Source organism: Pseudomonas sp. M47T1 (assembly GCF_000263855.1).
Taxonomy (GTDB): domain Bacteria; phylum Pseudomonadota; class Gammaproteobacteria; order Pseudomonadales; family Pseudomonadaceae; genus Aquipseudomonas.
On sequence record NZ_AJWX01000013.1, the window covers coordinates 128,916 to 153,303 of the forward strand.

The window sequence follows — 24,388 nt, forward strand, 5'->3', positions numbered from 1 at the left end:
GTCATGAGCACTGAAATATTCGAACGTCGAGCGATCATCGCCGGTGTTGGCCAATCCGCCACCGGGCGCCGCCTGGGGCGCAGCGGTCTGGACCTGACGCTGGAGGCCATCACCCGGGCGCTGGCCGATGCCGGCCTTGAGCGCAGCGACATCGACGGCATCGCCGGCTGGCCGGGTTACAAGCCCGAGCCTGCTGGGTATTCACCGGTCTCGATCACCGACATCAAGGAAGCCCTGCGCCTGGAGCTCAATTGGTACACGGCCGGCGCCGAGGCGTCGCAAATGAGCGCACTGATCAATGCCTGCATGGCCGTGGCCACCGGGCAGGCGCGCCATGTGCTGTGCTTTCGCACCGTCACCGAGTCGTCGGCCGCAAGCCAAGGCACGCGCTCCAGTCTGGTAGGCGCCGGCACTGATCGGGTAGCGGGATTCGGCATCTGGCAATCACCCTTCGGCGCGTTTTCGGCGACCAACTGGGTGGGCCTGGCGGCGTCGCGCTACTTTCATGAATTCGGCGCGACCCGCGAGCAACTGGCGCAGATCGCCCTGACCGCTCGGCATAACGCCACGCTCAACCCCGCGGCCATTTACCGCGAGCCGTTGAGCCTGCAGCAATACCTGGAGGCGCGAATGATCTCCACGCCCCTGTGCCTGTACGACTGCGATGTGCCGGTGGATGGCGCGGTGGCGATCATCGTCTCGCACCGCGACTGCGCCCGCGACCTCAACGCTGCCGCCATCGGCATCGAAGCGATCTGCGGCCCGCTGTATGGCCGTGACACCTGGGATCAGCAAACCGACCTCACCCGCTTCGCCGCCGAAGACGCCGGCAAGCGCCTGTGGAGTCGCACTGATCTCAAGCCGGCCGACGTCGACATGGCGCAGCTGTACGACGGCTTCAGTTTCCTCAGCCTGTTGTGGCTCGAAGGCCTGGGCTTCTGCAAGCGCGGTGAAGGCGCGGCATTCATCGAGGGCGGCCAGCGTATTGCCCTGGACGGCGAGTTGCCGCTGGCCACCGGCGGCGGCCAGTTGTCGGCCGGGCGCCTGCATGGCCTTGGCCATGTGCACGAAGCAGTGATCCAGTTGCGCGGCCTGGGCGGCGACCGCCAGGTACCCGGGACGCCGAGGGTGTCTGCGGTGACCATGGGCGGCGGGCCGATCGCCTCCGCGGCGCTGTTGACGCGATTGTAACGGCGCAGACAAATAACTGACATATAGCCAGTAAATTCATCAAGACTGACTCCAGACAAGTCCAATAACACCGGGGATTTTCATGAACGCCATTACTCATTCAGAGCCAGAGCACTTGCAGGCGGCCGGCTGGAGCGCCGGCGACCAGGACACCATCAACGCCGTGTTGCGCCGTGCGGTCAGTGCCTACGGCGACCGCATCTTCCTGGACTTTCTCGGCGAACAGTACAGCTTCCGGGACATCGACCGGCATGCCTGCCAGGTCGCCAACGGCTTGCGGGCCCTGGGCGTCAGCAAGGGCCAGACGGTGGTGACCATCCTCGACAACTGCGCCGAAGCGATCATCGTATTGTTTGCGATCACCAAGCTGGGCGCGGTGAGCGTGCCGGTCAACACCGCCTACAAAGGCGAATTTCTGCGCCACCAGGTGGCTGATTCCGGCGCTGCGGTGGTCATCGCCCAGAGCGACTACGCCGAGCGGGTCGCCGCCATCGCCAGCGGTATTCCCGCGGTCAGCACCGTGGTCTACCGCGGCGCAACGCCGGACCTGGGCGCCGCTGCCGAGCGCCAATGGCAGGTCATCGAGTGGCCCGCGCTGTACAGCGACGATACCTCGGACCCGGCGGTCGACATCGCCCCCAGCGACCTGGCGATGCTCATCTACACCGGCGGCACCACCGGCCCGTCCAAGGGCTGCATGGTCAACCACAACTACACCTGCAACCTGGGCCGGCAGATGCTCGAAGTCTCTGGGCGCGATCACACCAGCGTGACCTGGACGCCGCTGCCGATGTTCCACTTCAACGCGGTGGGTGCGACCTTGATGTCCAACCTCATGGTGGGCGCGAAGGTGGCGCTGTACACGCGTTTTTCGGTGTCCAACTTCTGGCCGGAAATCGAACGCACCGGCGCCAACGAAGTCATGCTGCTGGCCTCGATGTTCCCGTTGCTGGTGCAAGCGGCCGACAACGACGCGATGCAGCGTTGCCACGGGCAGATCGTCAATGTCATCGGCGCGCCGTTCCCGCCAGACATCCAGGCACAGTGGAAGGCGCGCTTCGGCGTCAAGCGCACCATCATCAGCGGCTTTGGTTTGACCGAGTGCGCGATGGTCACCGTGCAGCCACTGGATGTGCCCGCAGCCCCCGGCAGCTCCGGCATGCGCCACGCGGATTTCGACGTGCGTATCGTCGACGAGCATGACGTCGAAGTGCCCGTGGGCAGCCCAGGCGAAATCATCGTGCGGCCGAGCAAGCCCAACGTCATGTTCGACGGTTACTGGCAGCGCCCCGCGGACACCCTCAAGCTGTTGCGCAACCAGTGGTTTCACACCGGCGACATCGGCCGCTTCGACGAGCAGGGGTACTTCTATTTCGTCGATCGCAAAAAGGATTACCTGCGCCGCCGCGGCGAGAACATCTCCAGCTTCGAGGTCGAAGCCGCCTTTCGTCAACGCCCGGAAATCGAAGACATCGCCGCCCACGCGGTGCGCTCCGACCTGGGCGAGGACGAGCTCAAGGTGACCATCGTGTTGCGCGCCGGCCACTCGTTGGAGGCAGAGCCGTTGTTTCTCTGGTCGGTGGATCATCTGCCCTACTTCGCGGTGCCGCGCTACATCGAGTTTCGCCGCGAAGTGCCGCGCAGCCCCGTGGGGCGGATTCTCAAGTACCAGTTGCGCGACGAAGGCGTGACGGCGGCCACATGGGACCAGGAACAGGCCGGGATCAAGATCAGCAAACGCTGAAGGCCCCTACTCCCCTGCCGACTACCCCGAGGAATACATCATGCCCAGTCATGCTGCACAGATGCCCCTGCCCGCCGTTCGCCTCCCCGCCGTACATCTACGGGTCGGCGCCGAGGCACTGACCACCGGCAGCGGTGGCAGTTTCGATCACATCAATCCGGCCACCGGGCGCGTACAGGCGCAGATTCCGCTGGCCGGCCCCGACGAGGTCAACGCTGCCATTGATGCCGCCGCGCTGGCGTTCACTCAATGGCGCGCCTGCAAACCAGCGGCTCGGCGCGACGCGTTGCTGCGCCTGGCCGATCTGGTGCAGGCTCACGGCGACGAATTTGCGCGCATCGCGGTGCTCGAAAACGGCTCGCCGGTGCGCATCGGCAGCACCCTGGTGGCCCATGCGCGCGAGTGGCTCAAGTATTACGCCGGCTGGGCGGACAAGCTCGAAGGCTCGGTCACCGGCTCGTTCATTCAGGGCGGCGACTTCACCTATACCCAGCCCGAACCCTATGGGGTCATCGGGGTGATCATCACCTGGAACGTGCCGCTGATTTCCCTCGCCATGAAGATCGCTCCGGCGCTGGCGGCGGGCAATACCGTGGTGGTCAAGCCCTCGGAGCTCACGCCCTTCACCTCGGAGTTGTTTGCCCAACTGGCCATCGAGGCAGGCATACCACCGGGTGTCATCAATATGGTCCCGGGCACCGCCCAGGCGGGCAACGCGCTGGTGGTGCACCGCAAGGTCCAGAAGATGTCATTCACCGGCGGCCCGGCCACGGCGCGCAAGATCATGGCCGCGTGCGCCGAGCACCTCAAGCCCTCGGTGATGGAGCTGGGCGGCAAGTCGGCGAACATCATCTTCAAGGGCGCCAACCTCGATCTGGCGGTCGCCAACGCCGTGTACATGGGCCTCGGCGCACTGGCGGGGCAAGCCTGCATCCTCGGCTCGCGCCTGCTGGTGCAGGACGACATCTACGACGAGGTCTTGCAGCGCTTGCTGGTGGCGACCCAGGCCATGCCCCGCGGCATACCCGACGACCCGCAGGTGCTGTTCGGCCCGGTGATCAACGCCGCCGCCTGCGAACGCATCCTCGGCATCATCGACAGCGCCCAGAGCAAAGGTGCCGGGCAGCTGGTGGCGGGCGGCAAACGCATGGGCGGTACGCTGGCCGAGGGTTACTTCATCGAGCCGACCATTTTCGCCGACGTCGACCCGCTGTCCGATCTGGCGCAGCAAGAGGTGTTCGGCCCGGTGCTGTCGGTGATTCGCTTCAGTGACGAAGCCCAGGCCGTGGCCATCGCCAACAACACCGTCTATGGCCTGGCCGCTTACCTGTACAGCCAGGACGTGACCCAGGTGCACCGGGTCGCCGATCAGCTGCGTGCAGGCTCCGTGTACGTCAATGGCGCGGCGCGCCTGCCACCCCATGCGCCCTTTGGCGGGCTGGGCGAAAGCGGTTTCGGCCGCGAAGGTGGCAAGCCCGGCCTGGATGAATTCATCCGGCCCAAGACCGTTTGCGTGGCGCCCCTGGGCTGAAGCGCAAACAGCTCCCACCTGCCCGGCAACGGGCAGGTCATCCCTCAGAGTTTTGCTCATGACTCCACGGCATTTGCAGCACAGCGCCCGCCCCGTCGTCACCTTTACCGGCGCAGAAGATAACGTGCTGGTCGCCGACCTCGACGGACCTCTTGACGGTCAACCCGTGGTGCTGCTGCACGGCGGCGGCCAGACTCGCCATTCCTGGGCCCGCGCCTTCGATGAATTGGTCGCGCGCGGTTATCGAGTGCTGTCGCTCGATTGCCGTGGCCACGGTGATTCGCAGTGGTCGCCCTGCGGCGATTACTCCCTCGACGCTCTGGTGGCGGACCTGCGCCGGGTGCTGGCGAGTCTGTCGCGCCCGGCGGTGCTGGTGGGCGCCTCATTGGGTGGCGTCACCGCGTTGATCGCCCAGGGCGAAGATCCGCAGCTGGCCCGCGCGCTGATTCTGGTCGACGTCGCACCGCAGCTGGAATTCGACGGCGTCGATCACATCGTCAACTTCATGACCGCCCACACCGCGGGCTTCGCCTGCCTGGAAGACGTCGCCGCAGCGGTTGCTGCCTATAACCCCACGCGTCCGCGCCCGACCGATCACCAGGGCCTGCGCAAGAATGTACGGCTGGCCGACGATGGACGGTTCTACTGGCACTGGGACCCACGCCTGATGGAGGGCGACCATCGCGGCCGCACCCGCGACATCTCCCGGCGCATGCTCGCTGCCGCCGCCCACGTGAAGGTGCCGACCCTGCTGGTGCGCGGCAAGCAAAGCGATGTGGTCAGCCTGGAGGGCGCCGAACACCTGCGCCGGCACCTGCCGCACCTGCAACTGGTGGACATCGAAGGCGCCGGGCACATGGTGGCCGGCGACAAGAACGACGCCTTCAACGGCGCAATCATCACCTTCCTGCAACAACAATCACAATAAGAGGATGCCCCTGATGAACGGCGAACAGAGCGTACCCCTGAAGCTTGAACGCACGACCCTTGAAAGCGCGGCCGCAACACCTCGGGACCAGGTGATGCGCGCCAGTTGGTACGCGCTGTTCATCATGACCTTGATTCATTCGACCCATTACCTGGACCGTATCGTGGTGTCGATCGTGATCGAGCCCATTCGTCACGAATTCGGCCTCAGCGACAGCCAGCTGGGCCTGCTCACCGGGCTGGTCTATGGCCTGACCTTCGCGGTGGCCGGCTTGCCCCTCGGCTATCTGGTGGACCGCGTCAACCGCCGCAACCTGCTGGCCATCGTGGTGCTGTGCTGGAGCTGCTTCACCGCCTTCGCGGCCTTCGCGCAGTCGTTCAGCCAATTGCTGCTGGCGCGCATGGCGGTGGGTGCGGCCGAGGCCGGCGGTTCACCGACCAGCATGTCGATGATTTCCGACCTCTTCCCGCCACGCAAACGCTCCACTGCCATGGGTGTGCTGTTTCTCAGCACCTCGGTGGGCGCGGCCGGCAGCGCCATCATCGGCAGCTACGTGGCCGTGCACTACGGCTGGCGTGCGGCGTTCTTGATCGCCGGATTACCGGGGGCGATCTTCGCCTCGATCCTGCTGCTGACCGTCAAGGAGCCCCGGCGCGGCGCCATGGACCCAGCCCGGGTCGAGCCCAAGGCCATGCCCAGCCTGAAAGAAACGGCGCGGTTTCTGGTCGGGCAGAAATCCCTGCGCCACCTGTTCATCGCCATGCCGCTGGCGATCATGGCGATCTCCGCCAACAGCGCCTGGCTGGTGGCGTTCCTGATGCGCGTGCACCACCTGGACCTCGCCCACGCCAGCATCGTCGCCGGCGTTACCTTTGGCGGCTTCTCGGCGGCGGGCTCGATTCTCGGCGGGCTGCTCAGCGACCGCGTGGGCAAAGTCATCGCCGGGCGGCGCATCGGCCTGGCGGCGGCGACCTCGTTGTTGGCGGTGCCGGTGGCCGTCGCTGCGACGCTGGTAGAGAACACCCCGCTGGCCATCGCCAGTTGGTTCATCCTCGCGATGCTGGCGTTTTCGACCATACCGCCGACCTTCGGCAGCATGGTCAGCCTGGCCAAACCGCGCATGCGCGGGATCACCCTGGCGGGCATGCAGGTGGTCACCAACCTGATTGGTTATGGCCTGGCGCCGTTCATGGTGGGGATGCTCAGCGATGTGGTCGGTGGCGAGAATTCACTGCGCATGGCGCTGCTGATCGTCATGTGCGGCTCGTTGCTGTGGGCGGCGCTGCACTTCTACTGCGCCTCGCGCCATTTCGAAAAAGACATGGCCCGCGCCGCTCAGCTCTGAGCGCAAGGCCGCCCCTGCCGCACTGGCAGGGGCGATTGCCATCACAGCATGTACGGCTCGCCACTGGCGCGCACGGTGATATCACTGATGCACACGCCCCACGGCTGATTCATCACGTACAGCACGTTATCGGCCAGCAAGGCCGGGTCCATGAACCAGTACTTGATGCTGTCGACGTCGGTGTACTCAGGCTCCAGATCGCCCGCCATGAAGCGCTTGAACACCTCGCGCGCCTGCTCGCTGTGGTGGCCCAGCATACCGATCGAGGCTTGCGGGTTGATGATCGAGCCCTTAAGCCCGGTGGCCGGAATGCCCGTGGGCTTGACGAGGGTGACCTTGATCTTGCCTTGCGACTCCACCCGCAACGACTCCGACAAGCTGTTGATGGCGGTCTTGGACGCGCCATACACCGCAGAGCCGGCATTGGGATAATTGCCGTAGGTCGAGGAGATGTTGATCACATGGCCCTGCCCCTGGGCGATCATCGCGTCATAGACCGCGGTGATGCCATTGAGCGTGCCCTTGATATTGATATCGATGGCGCGGTCCCAGGCGTGCGCAGCTTGTGCGTGGTCGGCGAAGAACGCCAACGGCATGGTGCCGGCGTTGTTGACCAGAATGTCGATACGGCCGAAGGTCTGCAGCGCGAAGGCGGCCATGCCGGCCATTTGCGCACGGTCCGCGACGTTGGCCAGGCACCAGGCGCCCTGCTCGCCCCGTTCGCCCATGCCGGTGAAGGTTTCCTGCAGCCCTGGCTCGTTGATATCGACGCCGATCACCCTGGCCCCTTGCTGCGCCGCCTTGCGTGCGATCAGCCGGCCGAAGCCGGACCCCGCGCCGGTGACGATGACGACCTTGTCTTGCAGATAGTTGTTCACGTGGCTGTGCCCCTGCTGTTGTTGTTATGGCGGCCCTGGGCATGAACCCCGGGCAAGCCAATGCAACATAACACCAGTGGCAGTAACTGCCAATATTCAGTCCGTATCGACCGAAAACAGATTCGGGCCCAGCAGCGTCAGGTAGTGGGCAAGCAGCTCACCGGCATGGCTGCCGTTGCGCGGGTCGGCGTTTTCCAGCGCCAGGCGCGCCGACACCGCCACCACCGCGCCGCCCAGCACCACCTGTGGCGCCTGGGGCGGCAGCCCGAGGCGCTCGGCCATGATGGCCGTCCATTGGCTGGCACCGGCCATGAACGCCTGCTGCCAGACCGCGCGAAAGCTGTCGGTCTCGTTCATCACCTGGGCCAACGCCTGGGAACGCTGGATAGGCACCGCGACCCAGGCGTCGATAAAGGCCGCCACCAGCGAGTCGCGCAACGGCTCAGTGCGCGGCCGCCGGGCCATGGCCGCGCCGATACGCTCGATGGCCTCGGCGATCGCCGGCTTGACCACGTCTTCCTTGGTGGGGAAGTAGCGATAGAAGGTGCGTTCCGACAGGCCCGTGTGGCTGACCAGTTGCTTGACGGTGAAATCGCTGGTGCCGTGCTCGATGAACAGAGCAATGGCGCTGCGGGAAGCGGCTAGCCGAGTGCGGTTTACATCGTGGGGCGCACTGGCGGCCGGCGGGGCGGAACGAGCTTTAGGCATGGGTCCATCGCTTCGATAACGAACGAAAAAGAGTAACTGATCGACCTGGCAATTCAAATAGCCAAGCCGGTCAGCGGCGCCAGATGAAAAATAATGGCAGTTACTGCCACTCAATGCTAGTGTAAGAAACGTGCCGCGCAAGCCGCCCGATAACAATAAATTCAGCCCCCGAGGACACACCCCGCATGCTCCCCTCGACACCTGACAACGCCCTGCCCGATGTCCATCTGCACATCGGCGCGCACGCACTGAGCGAAGGCTCGGGCGGTACCTTTGAACACCGCAACCCAACCACCGGGCAAGTGCAAGCCCAGGTGCCCTTGGCGGGCCCGGAGGAAATCCACCAGGCCATCGCCGTCGCCACCGCAGCCTTCGACCTCTGGCGGCGCTGCAAGCCCGCACAACGGCGGGACATGCTGCTGCGCCTGGCCGATCTGCTGGCCGCCCACGAGGCACAATTCACCCGCATCGCTGCCCTGGAAAACGGCGCCCCCGTGCGCTCGGGCGGTGGCCGCGCGTACATCGCCCAGCAATGGACACGCTACTACGCGGGCTGGGCCGACAAGCTCGAGGGCAGCGTGACCGGGGCCTTTATCCGCAGTGAGGACTTCACCTACACACAACCCGAGCCCTACGGCGTGATCGGCGTGATCATCACCTGGAACGTGCCGCTGGTGTCGCTGTGCATGAAGGTCATCCCGGCACTGGCTGCCGGCAACTGCGTGGTCATCAAGCCTTCGGAACACACGCCCTTCACCCCCGAGCTGTTCACCCGCCTGGCCCGTGAAGCGGGTATCCCGGCGGGGGTCATCAATACCCTGCCCGGCACCGCCGCGGCCGGCGATGCGCTGGTGGCCCATCGGCAGGTCGAAAAAGTCACCTTCACCGGCGGCCCGGCCACAGCGCGCAAGATCCTCGCCACCTGCGCCGCGCACCTCAAGCCCTCGGTGATGGAGCTGGGCGGCAAGTCGGCCAATATCGTGTTCGCCGACGCCGAGCTCGACGCCGCAGTGCGCGATGCGGTGGCCATGGGGCTCAGCGCCATGAGCGGCCAGGCCTGTATTCTCGGCTCGCGCATCCTGGTGCAACGGCAGATCTACGCCAGTTTCCTCGACAAGTTGGTGAGTGCCGCACGACAACTGCCTTGCGGCGACCCCAGCGACCCGACGGTGAGCTTCGGGCCGGTCATCAATGCCGCGTCCTGCGAGCGCATCCTGGGCATGATCCAGCGCGCCACCGAGGCCGGCGACGGGCGGTTGCTGCTCGGCGGTGCGCGCATGGGCGGTGAGCTCGCCAACGGCTACTTCATCGAGCCGACGCTGTTCGCCGACGTCGACCCGGACTCCGACCTCGCCCAGCAAGAGGTCTTCGGGCCGGTGCTGTGCGTCATCCCGTTCGACGACGAAGCCCACGCCATCGCCATCGCCAACAACACCCGCTTCGGGCTGGCGGCCTACCTCCACAGCCGAGACGTCAGCCGCGTGCACCGGGTCGCCGAGCAGTTGCAGGCAGGCTCGGTCTACGTCAACGGCGCCTTCCCGGTGCCCGCCCACAGCCCCTTCGGTGGCCAGGGCGAGAGCGGCTTCGGCCGCGAAGGCGGCAAGCCCGGCCTGGATGAATTCATCCGCCCCAAGACCATATCCATCGCTCCCGTCCAATAACAACAACGCCGCTGAAGGAGACACCCCATGACCTCGTACCAAAACACGCCTGTGATTCTCGAATCGGCAGTGACGCCGTTGCGCAAAGGCGAACCGCTGCTGAGCACCGAACAGATGATCAACGAAGGCATGGCCAGCCTTGCCGCAGGCGCCGCCATCGTTCACCACCACCACGACTTTCGCCAATCGCGCAGCGACGCCACCGCGCAGATCATCCGCATCGAGCGCGAGCTGCTGCAGGCCTATCCCGACGCCTTTCTGTACGCCGACTACCTGCGCGGCGACACCACCTGGGAAAAGAACGCACACCTGCAACCCATGGCCGACGCCGGCGTGCTGCGCATGATCTCGCTGGACCCGGGCCTGACCCAGTTCGGCTTCCTCGATGAAGACGGCCTGCCGACCCTGCACGTGCAGAACGGCGCGACCTACCCCGATTGCGTCGAGGTAATGAAGTTTGCCCAGCGGGTGCAACAGCCGCTGATGATCGGCATCTATGAGCCGGGCAACCTGCGCTGGGCCATGGCCTTCGCCAAGGCCGGCAAACTGCCGCCGGGTTCGATGATCAAATTGTATTTTGGCGGTGAGTGGGTGCTGGGCGGCAACCGTGTGCCGGGGACCAACTTCGGCATGCCGCCGACCGTGCAGGCGCTGGATGTGTACCTGGGGCTGATGGAGGGCAGCCAGGTGCCCTGGATGGTCAGCCTGATGGGCGGCGTGCTGCTCGACAGCCCCATCGCCCGCCACGCCCTGGAGCGCGGTGGCCACTTGCGGGTGGGCGTTGAAGACACCGCCGGCGGCACCGATCTGAACAACGCCCAGACGGTGGAGGCCGCCGCCAGATTGGTGGCCGAAGTGGGCCGGCCGCTGGCGGACTGCAGCAGCGCCCGCAAATTGCTGATCGGCGATGCGGCGCGGCGCGTGGCCTGACCCCCACGCGCATGAGAAAAGCCCGGCAGCGATGCCGGGCTTTTTGCGTTATGTGGCTCGACCTCAGGGCGCCAGACCTCCGTCGACCTTGATCAGCGCATTACTGGTGTAGCTCGAGTAGTCGCTGGCCAGGTACAACGCCGTGCTGACGATCTCCTCCGGACGCCCGGCGCGCTTCAACGCGGCGCCGTCGTTGATGTGTTGCGGGTCGCCCCAGGCCGTGGAGATGTTGGTCAGGAAGGGCCCGGCGCTGATGCAGTTGACCCGCACGCTGGGGCCGTACTCCAGCGCGAACGAGGTGGTGATGCTGTTGAGCGCTGCCTTCGCCGCGGCATAGGGTGCGAAGGCCGGGGACGGACGCAGCGCGCCGGTGCTGCTGATCATGATGATCGAGCCGCTACCCGCCGCCACCATGCGCGGGCCGACCAGGGCGGTTAGCCGAAACGGCCCTCTGAAGTTGACCCCCACGATTTTGTCGAACAGTCCTTCGCTGGTTTCCAGCGAGGACGGCGCCAAGGGCGACATACCCGCGTTGTTGACCAGAATGTCGACCTTGCCGAACTCTGCATAGGCGGCATCGACCAGCCCCTCGATCTGCTGCCATTCGCCCATGTGGCAGGCATAGGCCAGCGCGCGCCGACCGAGCGCCCGCACCTCTTGCGCGACCGCTTCGCAGGCCTCCAGTTTGCGGCTGGTGATGATCAAATCGGCGCCATGGCGGGCGAAGGCCATGGCCATCTCGTAGCCCAGGCCGCGACTGGCGCCGGTGACCAGGGCGACCTTGCCCGACAGGTCGAAATAATCGGTTTTCATCGCTATGAACTCCTTGCGCGCATGCCCCGCAGGCCACGCGCGCGGTTAACCGTTGAATGCCTCAGGCGTGACGGCGATCCATCGTAGGCGCCGGTTGCAGCAGCTCGGCATAGCGCTTGCGGGCCGCCTCGATCTTGGGCGGCAGGTGTTCGCTGGGGAACAGCCCGCGGGCGGCGGTGTAGCCGCGCAGCAATTCCTTGGCCACGGTAAACCGGTGTACCTCGGTGGGGCCGTCGGCGATGGCCATGGTCGGCACGTTCATCCACATCCAGGCCAGCGGCAATTCCAGGGTGGTGCCCAGCGACCCGTGCAGGTGCAGGGCACGCTGAACGATGTCGTGATAGGCCTTGGCCATGGCCACCTTGACCATCGCGATATGCTTGCGCGCTGCCCGTGGATCACCGTGGCTGGCATCGATGATCACTGCCGTCTGCAGCACCAGCAGGCGCAACTGCTCGAGTTCGATATGGCTGTCGGCGATCATCGTCTGGACCATCTGTTTGTCAGCCAGCAAGGTGCCTTGGGTACGCCGGCTCAAAGCGCGCTCGCACATCATGTCCAGGGCGCGCTGGCACTGGCCGACGGTGCGCATGGCATGGTGCACGCGGCCACCGCCGAGCCGCGCCTGGGCCACAGCGAACCCCTGCCCCTCGCCACCGAGCATATGGTCAAGCGGCACCCGCACGTCGTGGTAATGCAAATAGCCCTCGGTGGCTTCATCCTGCTCGGCGCGCTCGAGCATGTGCTCGCTGTCGCGAATGGTCTTGAGGCCCGGGTTGTCGGTCGGCACGATGAACATCGACAGGCGCTGCTGAATCGGCGCCTCGGGGGCGGTCACGGCCAGCACCAGGACGAACTCGGCATAGCGCGCATTCGATGAAAACCACTTCTCGCCGTTGATCACCCATTGCTCGCCATCGCGCACCGCCATGGTGGTGAACTCGCGCGGGTCAGCGCCCGCTTGCGGCTCGGTCATGGAGAAGCACGAAACGATATCGCCATCGAGCAGGGGCTGCAGGTAGCGCGCCTTTTGCTCGGCCGTGCCGAACAGGGCGAGGATCTCCGCGTTGCCGGTATCGGGCGCCGCCGTGCCGAACACCGTCGGAGCCCAGATCGAGCGGCCGATGATTTCGTTCATCAGGCCGAGCTTGAACTGCCCATAGCCCTGCCCGCCCAGTTCCGGGCCCAGGTGACAGGCCCACAGGCCCTGCTCGCGGACCTTGGCTTGCAACGGTTTGAGGATCGCGCGCGAGACCTCGTGGCGCGTGTTGTAGACCACGCTGACCGAGGGGAAGAGCACGTCCAGCGCCACCACGTCCTCCTCGACAAAGCGCCTCATCCAAGCGAGTTTTTCCTGAAATTGCGGTTCGACATCCCACATGGCTGCTATTCCTGATGTTTTGTTAGTTATAGGGACATAGTCAATTGCCGCGCCTTGGCCATCAGCCAGACCGCGTAGTCGTGCAGGAACTCGCCCATCTGTTTGCCCGGCCCGCCGGATAGGGACCGCGCATGGCTCCCTTCGAGGATGCAGGCAAGCTTGAAACAGGCCAGTACGAAGAACCACGGCAGCGAATGCATGTCGCGCCCGGTCAGCTCGCCATACAGGGCGATCATCTCGGCGCGGCTGTCGAAGCCGTCCCAGGGCCGTACCACCGGATCGGCAGCGCCCACCTGCGGGTCGCCCGGCTCGCGCCATGAGGAGAGAATCCAGGCCAGGTCGAGCAACGGATCGCCCAGGGTCGACAGCTCCCAGTCGATCAAGCCGACGATGCGTGGCTGGTCGTAGGCGAACATCGCGTTGGGCCATTGCAGGTCGCCATGGATGATGCCGATCCGGCCGTCGGTGGGCAGGTTGTCCTGCAGCCAGCGCGCGGTGCTGTCGATGTGTTGCAGATGCGCGCCGGTATAACCGGGCAGGCTCTGGTAACCGTCCAGCTGCGCCCGCCAGCGCTCGACCTGGCGACTGTGCCAGTGGTCCGGTTTGCCAAAGTCAGCCAGGCCAACGGCCTGATGATCCACCCGCGCCAGGGCTGCGGCTGCGCGCACGAACTCCGGGCCCATCGCCGCGCGCCAGTCGGGGTCCCGAGCATAGCGCCCCGGCAGTTCACCCAGCGGCGAAAACCCCGGCAGCGGCGCCATCAACAAAAAGCAGGCACCCAGTACCGTCGGATCGTCGCAGGCGCCCAGCAAGCGCGGGTGTGGCACGTCGCTGTCGGCCAGGGCCTTGAGCACTCGCGCCTCGCGCAGGATGGTGGCGTTGCTGTGCTCGCGCAGATGCGCGGGCGGGCGGCGCAACACGAAGCGCGCCGTACCACGGGTCAGCAAAAACAGATTGTTCTGCGAGCCGCCGGTGAGTTGCTGGGCGGCGGTCACCGGCCCTTGCCCAGGCAGTTCGCTGTGCTCGATCCAGGCTTGCAGCCTGGGCCAGTCGAGCAAGCCGCCAAAATCCGCCAGCGGGGTGTTTTCAGAGGACAGGATGTTCATGAGGCAGAGCCCTTCAAGGGAGTATTTTTGTAATCGGCTTCAATGCGCTGGCGTAGCAGGCGCAAGGTCGCAATGCTGTGTTCCAGGGCCGTCAGGTCAAGGTCGCCGACAATCCGCGCGGCCCAGTCCAGGCTGTGCAGGCTCTGCGCCTGATGCAGCGTGCGACCGGCCAGCGTCGGCACCAGCAAGCGCGCCCGGGCATGCTCGGGGTTGGTCTGCTGCGCGATCAGCCCGCGCTGCACCAATTCGTCGGCCAGGCGCTGGATCGATTGGCGCGGGTGGCCCAGGCTGCGGCCGATACGCGCCACGGTCGGGGCCTCGCGAGCGCCGACCACGGCGCTCAGCACCAGCCATTGCAGGCCACCCATCTGCGTCGCGTCATCGGCCTGTTTGTGGGCCGCGAAAACCCGGCCACGCAGGCGTGTCACCTCATCGATAAGCTCGATCAAGGCGCTGGCACAAGGTGGAGCCGCAGCGTGCGGCTCGCTGTTGGGGAAGGTACTCATGGCGAAATCCTCAGCGCTTTTTCAGTTCAATACCGGAGCCATTGCGATCCCAGGTGCCGGCGGTGACCCCGGCATCGCGCAGCTGGTATTTGAGAATCCGACCCACCGGGCTGCGTGGCACCTGTTGGACGAACTCGATGTAGCGCGGCACGGCGAAGTACGGCAGGCGCTCGATGGCCCAGCGGCACAAGGTGGCCTCGTCCAGCGTGGCGCCTTCGGCCAATACCGCAGTGAGCTTTACCTCGTCTTCGGCCAGCTCGGAATACACCGCGTGCACGGCCACTTCCGCCAGATCGGGGTGGGCCTGGAAGGTCTTTTCCATTTCAAAGCTGGAAATATTCTCGCCGCCGCGGCGCAGGTAATCCTTCTTGCGGTCGAGAAAGTAGAAAAACCCCTGTTCGTCCAGCTTGCCGATATCACCGGTGTGGAACCACAGGTTGCGCATGACCTTGAGGGTATCGGCCGGCCGCTGCCAGTAGCCCTCGAACATCACGTGGGGCTGCAAGGGGCGCACGATCAACTCCCCCGGCGTACCGCGCGGCAGCTCAACGTCGTTGTCGTCCACCACACGGATGTCGAACCACTCGCAGATCTTGCCGGCGCTGTTGGGCGGCTCGGGTTCGCCGAACGGGGTCATGGTCACGACCGCGCATTCGGTGAGGCCGAAACAGGCGCCGTTGACCGCTTTGATGCCGAAGCGCTCGCGCCAGATCTTTTGCAGTTGCGGCGCAAATGGCGCACCGGTGACGATCTGCAACTGGCCAAAACAACGCTTCATGGCGTCGTTGTCCGGCGCCTGCGCCAGCAGCGGGAACATCGAGGCCAGCAGCGACACCTCGTTGGCGCCGGTGCGTTCGATCTCCGGCCAGAAGTTGGACACCGAGAAGCGTGGGTACAGCGCCACCTTGGCGCCCAGCATCAGGTTGCACAGCACCGTGGTGACGATGGCGTTGAGGTGAAACATCGGCAGCGGCGTCCAGGTGAAGGACTGCGCAGTGCGCCCCAGGCAGACCACCATTTGCCGGGCTTCGTTGCAGGCGTAGTTGTGGGTGATCATGCAGCCCTTTGAAGGCCCGGTGGTGCCGCCGGTGTAGATCAGCATGGCGAGGTCGGCCGGCGCCACCGGCACGTCAGGGTCACGGCTGTCACTGCTGCGCAGTTCGTCCAGCGGCAACATGGGCCTGCGCAGTTGGATGTGTTCGGGGTGCGGGCCGCGATAGATGACGTTGCGCAACGACTCGAGTGGGTCGGCGACCCGCGCCACCCGCTCGACGTAATCGTGCTCGGCAATGATGATCGCCGACCCGGCGTCGGCCAACTGATGGCGCAGGAATTCACCCTTGTAGGCGGTGTTCACCGGTACGCTGATCGCACCCAGCTTGTTGATCGCGAACCACAGCACAACAGCGTCGAAATGGTTGTCCAGCAAGGTCGCGACCGTGTCCCCCTTGGTGACGCCAAGGTCGTGCAAACCGTTGGCCAGGCGGCAGGCTTCGCGGTCCAGGTCAGCATAGCTGTAGCGTTCGCCCAGCACGTCGAGGAACAGCCGCTCGCCGTGGGCGGCAACCGCGCGGCGCAGGGCATCGTTGATGGTGTCCGCCTGCCCCGCCGTCCAGCCTGAAGGAAGATAGGAAGCGCTCATTGGGTTCTCCGTCGTCACTGTTTTTATTGTCGGGAAATGACCGTCATGGAAATTACTGATGATTCGTCAGCTAATTCAAATTGACACCGATGCGTCATTCCGTCAACCCGCTGTCGACGCTATTCGTGAGGTTTTTTTGCCGGTGCCACGGGCTGTTTCGCCAACAAAAAAACCCCGTCCGACAAGGGTCGGACAGGGTCGAGGCGACCCCAATCGACGCTAGCGGCGGGTCACGCCGTAACGCTGCAGGGTCAAGGTTTCACTGGGTTCCAGCGCCCCCTGGGCTTCTCGCGCCGGGGCTGGACGCTCGGCGTCCGCTGTACCGGCAGATGGCGCCGCTTCAAGGCTGCGGTCAGGCGCGCTGGGCAGCAGAAAGTGCGACAGGGCCGGGATCAGCACCAGCGCGCCGATCATGTTCCAGACGAACATGAAGGTCAGCAAAATGCCCATGTCGGCCTGGAACTTGATCGGTGACCAGGCCCAGGTAATCACCGCCGCAGCCATGGTCAAGCCTACGAGCGCGACGATGCGCCCGGTGAAGTCCAGCGAACGCATGTAGGCTTCGGCCAGCGGCACGCCGCGGCGCTGCAAGGTCAGCTGCACGCTCAGCAGGTACAGCGCATAGTCGACCCCCACGCCCACACCCACGGCGATCACCGGCAGGGTCGAGACCTTGATGCCAATGCCCAGCAGTACCATCAGCGCCTCGCACAGGACTGAGGTGATGACCAGGGGAATCAAGGCCACCAGCACCGCGCGCCAACTGCGAAAGGTCAGGAAGCACAGGCCTGTCACCGCGCCGTAGAGCACGAAGTGCATGATCCAGAAGCTGTGCTTGACGACGATGTTGGTGGCCGCCTCGATGCCCGCGCTGCCCGCCGCCAGCTGGAACACCCGGCCGTCGGTGTCATGGCTGGCCGCAAAGGCTTCGACCGCGTTGACCACGCCGGTCAGGGTGTCGGCACGGTGATCGGCCAGGTAGGCGATGATCGGCGTGATCGCACAGGTACGGTCGACCAGATCCGGGCGATCGCGCCTGAAACTCGCCACCGCCTGGCTCAAGGTGCTGGTGTTACGGGTAATCGACAACCACTTGGGGTTGCCCTCGAACATCCCCGAGGTGGCCATTCGCGCGCCGTCAGCGGTGGAGAACGTGGTCTGCACGCCCTTCACCCGCCGCAGCACCGCACCCAGCCGATCAGCCTCCACTAGCGTCTGGAATTTCTCGCAGTCCCCCGGCGGGGTTTTCAGCATGATGATGAACGGATCGCCCGACAGCCGATAGTTGGCGGTGATGTAGGCGGTGTCGCGGTTGTAGCGTGAATCCTTGCGCAGCTCCGGTGCGCCGGCGTCCAGGTCGCCGATCTGGATATTGCCCCGCAGGTAGAACGCGCCGCCGACCAACAGCGCCGCCAGTACCAGGGTCACACTGGCGCGACGGCGCTCGGTCAGGCTGGCCAGGGCCTCCCAGCACTTGCGCCCCAGCCCGCGGCGATTGGCCTGGCTGGCGATCGAACGGCGCGCGGCATTCTCGCTGACCCCTGTGTAGGACAGCATCACCGGGATCAACACCAGCTTGGTGAAAATCAGCACCGTGACGCCGACGCTGGTGATCAGCGCCATGTCGCGGATCACCGGAATGTCGATGATCATCAGCACCGCAAAACCGACGATGTTGGCCAGCAGCGCGGTCAGGCCGGCGAGGAAAAGGCGGCGGAAGGTAAAGCGCGCAGCCGCGTATTTGTGCATGCCGCGACCGACGTCCTGCATGATGCCGTTCATCTTCTGCGCACCATGGGACAGGCCGATGGCAAACACCAGAAACGGCACCAGGATCGAATACGGGTCCAGGACGAAGCCCAGCAGATGCATCAGCCCCAACAGCCAGATGACGCCCAACGTCGCGGCGCTGACCAGCAGCACCGTGCTGCGCAGGCAGCGGGTGTAGAGCAGCACGAACAGGGTCGCGATCAGCACCGACACGGCGAAGAACTTCATCACCTGCTGCAGCCCGGCGATCAGGTCGCCGACCACGATGGCAAAGCCGGACACGTGGATCTTCACGTTGTCGTTGCCCAGGGTGCGGATCTTCTGCTCGATGTCGCGGCTCAACACGCCGTAGTCCAGCGGCTGGCGGGTGTCCGGGTCCATGCCGATCAGCGGCACCACGATCATCGATGACTTGAGGTCGCTGGCCACGTAGCTGCCGACGATGTTCGCGCGGCTGATGTTGGCTTGCAGCTGCTCCATGCTCTGCGCCGAGCCGTCCCAGCGATCGGGCATCACCGGGCCGCCCTGGTAGCCGGCCTCGGTGACTTCGGTCCAGCGCAGGCTGGTGGTCCACAGGCCGCGCATCCAGTTGCGGTCGACGCCGGGCATCAGGTACAGGGCATCGTTGACCCGCTGCAGGGCGAGCAGGTAGTCCTTGTCGTAAATGGTCCCGTGGGTGTTCTCGACCACCACGCGAATCGAGTTGCCAGCGCTGGGCAAGGCCTCGCGGTTGTGGAAGTAGTTCTGAATATAGGGGTGCGACTGCGGGATCATTTTCTCGAAGCTGGCGTTGACCTCAAGCTGGGTCGCCTGCCAGCCCAGCACGGCGGTGACCACCACGCAGATGGCGATCATCAGCAGCCGATGATTGAAGATCAGCCGCTCCAGCCAGTTGCCGCCATCGGTGTCGAAGTAGCGCGGATCGCGGACGATCGGAGGCGCCTGTTCACGGTCGATTTTCATGAGGACTCTCTTATGGTAAGGCGTTTCACTACTTGGCAACCGTCAGGCTGGCGGCCTGTACGCCACCCAGACCGACCAGCGTGGCGGTGTCGCCGGTGGCCGCGAGGCCGGTCAACAGCATTGGGCGCGGGATCGCTACGGCGCTGAAATGCTGACCCTGGTCGGCGCTCACCAGCAATTGCCCTGTGCGGGTCACTGCCAGCAGGCGGCCATCGTCCAGCGCCAGGGTGCTGGTGAATGATCCTTGGGTGCCGGTCTCGACTTTTTTCCAGCTGTCGCCGCCATCGACGGAGTGCCAGGCGTTGCCCAGCAGCCCGAACGCCACCACGGTGTTGCCGAACCCGGCCAGGCTGAAGAAACTGCCGGGGTAACCGGTCTCGTGCGCCATGAAGCGCTGTTGCTGGCGATCGAGCTTGAACACAAAACCCTGCTCGGAGGCGATGTACACCGTCGCGCCGATACCGCGAATGGCATTGAGGTGCAGCAACTCCGGCGCCTCGACTCGGTCCATCCAGCATTGCCAGGTGGCGCCGCCATCGTCGGTGGCGAACAAGGTGCCAAACGAGCCCACCACAAAACCGTGCTGTTCGTCCTCGAACCACAGGTCGAGCAACGCCTGTTCGGGGCCATTGGCATAGTTGAGCTCCACATCGTTCAATGCCTGTTCGGCGGTGGGCTCCCCTGCCTTGATCAACCCTTGAAAGTGCGCAACGGCCACCGCGTGCGCCGCATTGCCTTCGAACTGGCGCAGCCAATGCTCGCCGCCATCGTCACTGTGCAATACCACCCCGTCCTGCCCCACTACCCAGCCCTTGCTCGGGCTGACGAACTGCACGGCGAGCAGGTCGCTGCTGACCGGCACGGGTACCTGCCGCCAGTTCTTGCCCTGGTCGTCGGAGAGGACGATCAAGCCGCGCAAACCGACCGCCACCAGGCGCGTGCCGGCCTTGGCGATCGCGCTCAGCTGGCCGCTGCTGGTGAGCGAATCGCTCGTCATCGCATCGATGGGCGCTGCGGCCTGCAACGGATCGACAAACGCGGCAGTGCCGGCGTGGGCCACCAGCGCCACCGCCATGCACATGCCTGCAAACATTAACCTTGGACGCATTTTATTATTCTCCAGGCCGGCTGCGACCATTGTCGAAGCCTTCACGCACAGGCCGGCGGCTCGCACCGCCGGCCGCCCATCAGCGCACGCCGCGCCCCGCCAGGCCGGTCGGGCTGTAGGTATTGGCCGACCACGGCTCGTGGACGAGATGGCCAATGCCGCGCCCACCCGGTACTGCCTGGGTGGTGAACTTGCCGGTGCTCAGGTCGTACAGGTCGTAGATGCCGTTGGTGCGCAGCGCCGAGACGTCGTACGCCGGGAAGGTCGGGCCTTCGTAGTAACGGTTGGGCTTGTCCTGGTGATCGAAGCCGACGTAAGCGAGGATCGCCCAGCTGTCTTCGTCCAGGTAGAACTTCTTCTTCAACTGCGCATGACGCTCGCCCGGTTTGAGCGTGCCTTCGACTACCCACACGCGATGCAGCTCCCAGCGCTGGGCCTCGGGCAGGATGTGGTGCACGCCATGGGCCTTGTCCTGCGGCGTGAGGAAGCGCCGGTAGCTGTTGTACGGGACGTAGACTTCCTTGCGGCCGAGCAGCTTGAAGTCGTACTTGTCCATCTTGCCGTCGAAGCCGTTGATCTCGTCGAAGAACAGCACGCCGGAAGTGGTCGAGACGGTGTCGTAGGTGAACTCCGGCGCCAGGCGGACGCGGCGCTGGCCGGGCACGTAGCTCCAGTTCTGCGGGTCGTGCAGGTCCATGCGCACGTACTGCCAGCGCATGTTCTTGGTGCCGGCCTGAGACGGCGGCTCGCTTTGCGTGGCGATGGTTTTCCAGTAGGTGGTTTCAGTGGACTCGGGCAGGTTGTTGTCCCAGTACTGGCGTTCTTCCTGGGTGGTGCTGCCGTTGGAGACGCTACGATTGCCGGCGCTGTCGATCACGTACTGGGTAAAGTCGAAGGTCTCGTAGGGCGGCACATAGCGCAGCAGGGAGTTCCACATGGCTTCAAAGCCGTCGTGGGGTACCGGGAACGGAATCTGCGCGTGGGCGCCCACCACCCCCGGCGCGGTACCGCTGAGCTTGGGGCTCATGACGCGCTCGATGGTGTTCTTGTAGACGTAGTCCGGGAAGCACGCCGAGCGGTGGGTCGGGTACACGTCCAGGCGGTAGGTGTCCGGGTAGCGCTGCAGCATGACCTTGGTGCCCTCGGTCAGCTGGTCGGCGTACTGCGCCATGTTCGCGGCATTGATCACCAGGCGCGGTTTTTCTGCGGCCCAGGGGTCGATGTACGGCCAGCCGCCGGCAGGGTCCTTGGGCTTGTAGCCGGCCACCGGCTTGCACAGGCCGCCTTCCCAGGCAGGGATGGTGCCGTCGGCGTTGCCGGCTTTGATCGCCCCCAGTGGGGTCAGATTTTTACCCAGCTGGGCGGCTTCTTCGGCAGTCGGCGCCGCCAAGGCGAAATCCAGGCACACGACGGGAAGCAATGCGGCCAGCAGACAGTTTTTCAACAAATTCATGGTGCTCTCCTGCTTATTAGAATGTGGTCTGCAGCGCCAGCGAAACCCAGCCGTGGTTGTTCTGCACGGCGTTACCGTTGGTGGTGGTGACGATGTTGTTACTGGTGTTGTAGGCGGCATGGGAATCGTTGTATTTGAGGGTCACGATGTACTTCTGGCGGAAGTTGGCCTCAAGGCCCATCGACCAGACCACCGAGCCCTCGTTGCCGCTGGCCAGCGTCGCGCCGTTACCGTAGATGCCATAGGCCAGGGACATGGGCGCCGCGAGGTTGCCGCCCCAGGGCAGGACCTGCGACCACTCGGGACGAAAGCCCAGTTGCGCCGAGACCACGTCGTCGGTGGCGCAGCCTTCCTTGCGGTTCTGCCCGGTCGGGCAGCCGGCGTAGCCCTCACCCTTGAACAGCTCTTTGTTTTCGGTCACCGAGAGCAAATGAGCGTAGGCCAGCTCGGCCTGGAAGGTACCGCCCACCCACAGTGGGGTCTGGGGCAAGAGGTAAACGCCGTTGAGCAGGAAGTGCATGGTGTTGCCGCGTGCGCCTTCGTGGCCCGTGGTATCGCCGGCGGCGGCAAACGAGGTGCTGCTGACCAGCGCGGTGTTCTTGCGAAAGCTCAACTCGGAGCCCACGCTGAAACCGCCCAGTTCCTTGTTCAGGCTGAAGCCCAGCAAGCGCGTGTCGCGGGCATAGGCCAGGTGATAGTTGCGCGTGCCATCGGCATTGACCACCAGCACCGGCGCCCAAGGCTGGGTTTCGTCGAACTGGCGGAAGTAGATGCCCGCCGTGCCCTTGAGCCAGTCCGGGCTCCAGCGCGCCGACAGGCCGTAGTTGTTGCCCGGCCCCTGGGTCGGTTTGTCGTTGCCGTCCTTGTTGGCGAAGATCGGCACGCCGCCCGCGCCGTAGCCCAAAAATAGCCGCTCAGGGCCTTCCCACAGCGAATCGGTGGCACCGAAATAGGTGCCGCCTTGAGGCAAGCGGTTAGGTGCCCATTGCAGGTAGTACTGCGCTGCCAGGGTCAGGTCGGGTGTGGGCTGGACCTGCATCGAGATTTGCTGCACCGGCAGGAAGGTTTCCTTGGCGGTGATGCCTGGGCTGGAGGCCGCCTTGAGGCCATCCAGGGGCGACTGCGAGTAGGCGATCGACTGCGCCGCGTTGAACAGCGACTCACCCCAGTACACGGTGTGCTTGCCCAGGCGCACGTCAACGCTGGTGTCGCCCACATCAAAGCCGCTGAACACGAAGGCGTCGAGAATCTCCCCCGACGGCCCCTCGGTAAAACGCCGGGTAAAGCCCGAGTAGCGATCATTACTGTAGCTGCTGGGATAAGCAGAGCTGTGCTCGACCTTGTCGTCGTTGTAGGCCTGGTCGTACCAGCCGGCGACGCTCAAGCGTGCGCCATGGCGGCCTTGATAGACGGCATCGAATTCACTGAGGACATCGACGCGGTTGAGGACCATGTCGCCCTTGCCGAACTTGCGCTCGGTTTCGTCATAGGCCGAACTGTTGGCGAAGGCCTTGTTGGTGCCCTCGGCGCGCCAGCCGGCGTTGTAGCGCAAGGTGTTGTCCCAACGCACATCCCAGTCGGTGTTGCCGACATCCAGGCTGACCGCATACGCGGGTGCGGCACTGGCGGCCAGGGCGATAGTCGATGCGGTACACAACGAGCGGGCGCGCAGCTGGACGCCTCGCAGGGGGGAGCACTCTAGTTTCATGTCAGCAAGCCTCATGCATTTTTTATTGTTGTTGGCTGTGCGGGCTCATAGGCGCCATGACAATAGCGCGAGACCACCAGCGGATACCATGAGAAACATTTATCAGCGACAGCTTGCGGCGTCCCTGCCGCACCAACGATCAGGACAACCCCACCACCGGGATCACGGCGCCATGGACGGCACTGGCCTGGGGCGATGCGAGAAACTGGATGATGTCGGCGAGGTTTTGCGGCGACACCCAATCGCCGGGGTCGGCATCGGGCATGGCGGCGCGGTTGGCGGGGGTATCGATGATGCTGGGGGCGATGGCGTTGACATTGATGCCCTGGCCGCGCAACTCCAGCGCCATGGACTCGGTCAGGCGCGCCACCGCGCTTTTGGATGCGCAGTAGGCTCCCTTGTGAGCGGCGCCACTGACCGCACCCGCTGCAGCCACATTGATGACCTTGCCGGTGCCAGCAGCGAGCATCCCAGGTACCACACTGCGGCAGGCGTTGATCAAGGTGGCGACGTTCAAGTCGAGCAACTGGCGCCAGGCCTGGTCGGCCGTCTCGTGCACGGCGGGGCCCATGTCGAAGCCGCCTGCCAGGTTGCACAGCACGGCGGCTGGCCCCTCGCGATCGAACACCGGTTGCAGGGCGTCCTGCACTGCGCCGGCGTTGGTCAGGTCCACGGCGATCAGGTGCAGGCCCTCGCGCTGCGGGCCAAAGGCCTTGACCAGCGCCGCCTCGCTGATATCCAGCAGCACCAGCCGGGCGTGATCGGCGAACGTCTGTGCGACGACCCGACCCAGGCCTCCCGCTGCGCCAGTAATGACCACCAATGGGCGATTCATCGACTCTCTCCTCATCCTTTACGGTTCGTTGTTTTTATCCGCTGGGGAGATTTTTAACTGACTAATCGTCATTTATCAAGCTGTAGATCATTCTTTTTGTGTAAAGAGCTCACCCAGAGAGTCGCCTGAACTGGCTAAGGTGGCGGCGCCAGAGGAGATCGCTTGCCAGCGGCAGCGGGCTGGACTA

Annotated in this window: 19 protein-coding genes; 7 read left to right on the top strand and 12 right to left on the bottom strand. The window is 64.9% G+C overall.

The genetic code is table 11. The features are described 5' to 3' along the window. Positions 1 to 3: 3 nt before the first annotated feature. From PMM47T1_RS15285 to PMM47T1_RS15305, 5 genes are all read left to right on the top strand, one after another. Positions 4 to 1,191: a thiolase family protein gene (locus PMM47T1_RS15285; protein WP_008370383.1), complete on the top strand. Its 1,188-nt coding sequence runs from the start codon at positions 4 to 6 to the stop codon at positions 1,189 to 1,191. An 82-nt stretch (positions 1,192 to 1,273) separates the two neighbouring features. Then, the gene (locus PMM47T1_RS15290) at positions 1,274 to 2,935 is read left to right on the top strand and encodes an AMP-binding protein (RefSeq protein ID WP_008370384.1); all 1,662 of its coding nucleotides are present in this window, start codon (positions 1,274 to 1,276) and stop codon (positions 2,933 to 2,935) included. A gap of 40 nt (positions 2,936 to 2,975) precedes the next feature. Continuing rightward, positions 2,976 to 4,466 carry an aldehyde dehydrogenase family protein gene (locus PMM47T1_RS15295; protein WP_008370385.1) on the top strand — a complete coding sequence of 497 codons (1,491 nt, stop codon included), beginning with the start codon at positions 2,976 to 2,978 and terminating at the stop codon, positions 4,464 to 4,466. A 58-nt stretch (positions 4,467 to 4,524) separates the two neighbouring features. Beyond that, on the top strand, positions 4,525 to 5,394 hold the full coding sequence (locus tag PMM47T1_RS15300; RefSeq protein ID WP_157213021.1) for an alpha/beta fold hydrolase: 870 nt from the start codon (positions 4,525 to 4,527) through the stop codon (positions 5,392 to 5,394). A 13-nt stretch (positions 5,395 to 5,407) separates the two neighbouring features. Continuing rightward, a complete protein-coding gene (locus tag PMM47T1_RS15305; protein WP_008370387.1) occupies positions 5,408 to 6,739 on the top strand; it encodes a spinster family MFS transporter in 1,332 nt (443 codons plus the stop codon). A 41-nt stretch (positions 6,740 to 6,780) separates the two neighbouring features. Here the strand turns inward: PMM47T1_RS15305 and PMM47T1_RS15310 are convergent, their stop codons facing one another. Further along, positions 6,781 to 7,617, bottom strand: coding sequence for an SDR family oxidoreductase (locus tag PMM47T1_RS15310; RefSeq protein WP_008370388.1), 837 nt, complete (start codon positions 7,615 to 7,617; stop codon positions 6,781 to 6,783). 96 nt (positions 7,618 to 7,713) lie between these two features. Further along, positions 7,714 to 8,325 (bottom strand): TetR/AcrR family transcriptional regulator, encoded by a 612-nt coding sequence (locus PMM47T1_RS28710; protein ID WP_008370389.1) that lies wholly within the window; start codon positions 8,323 to 8,325, stop codon positions 7,714 to 7,716. Between the two features lie 185 nt (positions 8,326 to 8,510). On the opposite strand from PMM47T1_RS28710, the gene PMM47T1_RS15320 reads away from it, so the two are divergent. Continuing rightward, a complete protein-coding gene (locus PMM47T1_RS15320; protein ID WP_008370390.1) occupies positions 8,511 to 9,986 on the top strand; it encodes an aldehyde dehydrogenase family protein in 1,476 nt (491 codons plus the stop codon). Positions 9,987 to 10,013: 27 nt separating this feature from the next. Beyond that, positions 10,014 to 10,916, top strand: a complete 903-nt coding sequence (locus PMM47T1_RS15325) for a 3-keto-5-aminohexanoate cleavage protein (RefSeq protein WP_008370391.1) — start codon at positions 10,014 to 10,016, stop codon at positions 10,914 to 10,916. A 63-nt stretch (positions 10,917 to 10,979) separates the two neighbouring features. Here the strand turns inward: PMM47T1_RS15325 and PMM47T1_RS15330 are convergent, their stop codons facing one another. The 10 genes from PMM47T1_RS15330 to PMM47T1_RS15375 all read right to left on the bottom strand — a co-directional run bounded on the left by PMM47T1_RS15330 (position 10,980) and on the right by PMM47T1_RS15375 (position 24,201). Next, positions 10,980 to 11,729: an SDR family NAD(P)-dependent oxidoreductase gene (locus PMM47T1_RS15330; protein WP_008370392.1), complete on the bottom strand. Its 750-nt coding sequence runs from the start codon at positions 11,727 to 11,729 to the stop codon at positions 10,980 to 10,982. Between the two features lie 61 nt (positions 11,730 to 11,790). Further along, a complete protein-coding gene (locus PMM47T1_RS15335; protein WP_008370393.1) occupies positions 11,791 to 13,110 on the bottom strand; it encodes an acyl-CoA dehydrogenase family protein in 1,320 nt (439 codons plus the stop codon). A gap of 26 nt (positions 13,111 to 13,136) precedes the next feature. Next, a complete protein-coding gene (locus tag PMM47T1_RS15340; protein WP_008370394.1) occupies positions 13,137 to 14,216 on the bottom strand; it encodes a phosphotransferase family protein in 1,080 nt (359 codons plus the stop codon). Beyond that, a complete protein-coding gene (locus tag PMM47T1_RS15345) occupies positions 14,213 to 14,722 on the bottom strand; it encodes a MarR family winged helix-turn-helix transcriptional regulator (RefSeq protein WP_008370395.1) in 510 nt (169 codons plus the stop codon). The genes PMM47T1_RS15340 and PMM47T1_RS15345 overlap by 4 nt, the downstream gene beginning before the upstream one ends. Before the next feature lie 10 nt (positions 14,723 to 14,732). Then, positions 14,733 to 16,364, bottom strand: coding sequence for an AMP-binding protein (locus PMM47T1_RS15350; RefSeq protein WP_008370396.1), 1,632 nt, complete (start codon positions 16,362 to 16,364; stop codon positions 14,733 to 14,735). Between the two features lie 219 nt (positions 16,365 to 16,583). Beyond that, complete coding sequence (locus tag PMM47T1_RS15355; protein ID WP_008370397.1) at positions 16,584 to 19,097, bottom strand: efflux RND transporter permease subunit; 2,514 nt, start codon at positions 19,095 to 19,097, stop codon at positions 16,584 to 16,586. Between the two features lie 28 nt (positions 19,098 to 19,125). Beyond that, positions 19,126 to 20,205: a WD40/YVTN/BNR-like repeat-containing protein gene (locus PMM47T1_RS15360; RefSeq protein ID WP_177323384.1), complete on the bottom strand. Its 1,080-nt coding sequence runs from the start codon at positions 20,203 to 20,205 to the stop codon at positions 19,126 to 19,128. 79 nt (positions 20,206 to 20,284) lie between these two features. Further along, positions 20,285 to 21,658: a DUF1329 domain-containing protein gene (locus PMM47T1_RS15365; protein WP_008370399.1), complete on the bottom strand. Its 1,374-nt coding sequence runs from the start codon at positions 21,656 to 21,658 to the stop codon at positions 20,285 to 20,287. 16 nt (positions 21,659 to 21,674) lie between these two features. Then, the gene (locus tag PMM47T1_RS15370) at positions 21,675 to 23,366 is read right to left on the bottom strand and encodes a DUF1302 domain-containing protein (RefSeq protein WP_008370401.1); all 1,692 of its coding nucleotides are present in this window, start codon (positions 23,364 to 23,366) and stop codon (positions 21,675 to 21,677) included. 139 nt (positions 23,367 to 23,505) lie between these two features. Beyond that, positions 23,506 to 24,201 carry an SDR family NAD(P)-dependent oxidoreductase gene (locus PMM47T1_RS15375; protein WP_008370402.1) on the bottom strand — a complete coding sequence of 232 codons (696 nt, stop codon included), beginning with the start codon at positions 24,199 to 24,201 and terminating at the stop codon, positions 23,506 to 23,508. Positions 24,202 to 24,388 lie beyond the last annotated feature (187 nt).